Source organism: Oleiphilus sp. HI0043, from assembly GCF_001634935.1.
Genome location: NZ_LWEY01001191.1, coordinates 1 through 942 on the forward strand (window position 1 = coordinate 1; position 942 = coordinate 942).

The 942-nt window shown below is 41.9% G+C and carries 2 protein-coding genes; both read left to right on the forward strand.

Features of this window, described 5'->3' with window-relative positions; translation table 11 throughout:
- Positions 1 to 339, forward strand: a 339-nt coding sequence (locus A3729_RS33105) for a hypothetical protein (protein ID WP_197475852.1), incomplete at its 5' end; no start/stop codon positions are given.
- A 126-nt stretch (positions 340 to 465) separates the two neighbouring features.
- Positions 466 to 777 carry a hypothetical protein gene (locus A3729_RS14065; protein ID WP_068634006.1) on the forward strand — a complete coding sequence of 104 codons (312 nt, stop codon included), beginning with the start codon at positions 466 to 468 and terminating at the stop codon, positions 775 to 777.
- Positions 778 to 942 lie beyond the last annotated feature (165 nt).

The window sequence follows — 942 nt, forward strand, 5'->3', positions numbered from 1 at the left end:
CTACAAAGTCAGCATATCGAGTTACAACCTCAGGATGGTTTATTCTCTGAACCACGAATTAGCATTCCATTAGATGATGCTAAAAGCCTTTGGGGAGAGCCCCAAAGTACGGAAAATCTATGGGGCGAAAAAGCTTTGGGTTCTGGTATCGCTTTAAGTGCAGCAGCTACTGGCTTAATTAGTTGGGCGGGTTATGGAGTAATAGAGCTGATGTTTTTGCCTCCTTGCCAAGAACATGTATGGTCAATAAAAAATAAACAAGTCTTAGCTAAAAGCTGCAGTACCATTGGTACAGGGTATCAATCCAAAATAGTAAAATGGGATTGGTCCGAAAATTAAATCAGCTAACAAGTTTAGCCTGCCTCGCCCCGGAAAAGGCCCCGGGGCTGGACTCGCTATCGCTCGCCGCAGCTAAAGGCGTTAAGTAACCTATTAATTACTCTAAACTATAAAGAGGACGCTCTAATGAGATTAAAACTAATACCAATATTACTTTTTACATTTGTTCTTACAGGCTGCCCTCTAGAGGGTGATAAGGGAAAGGGAGGAAATGCAGGTATAAATTGTTGGGATTTAAACAGTGATCGAGTAAATGATGCTGATGAGGATATTAATAAAGACGGATTGTGGGATTCACATGATTGTACTAGTGCCAGTAGTTCTGCTCAAAACCAGAAAGCAGAATTAAACCATCAGCATATTTGTGAAGCTCTTGCAAACTTGGGTGAATATCCAGAAGGCTGCCCATCGGCGTTTTTCAAGGTAGTTGTCGCCTGAGCATTTAAGCTGCTTGTTTTTCCTTCTCCGGGTTCAACTTAACGTCACCCACTTTCTCCCAGTTCCGCGTAGCTTTTGACCACCTTATTTGGTTCTTTCTTTTCATCTTGCGATAAAGCTCATCCCTCTTCGATAATATTTCTTCATCCAGACCTAAGTGCCTTT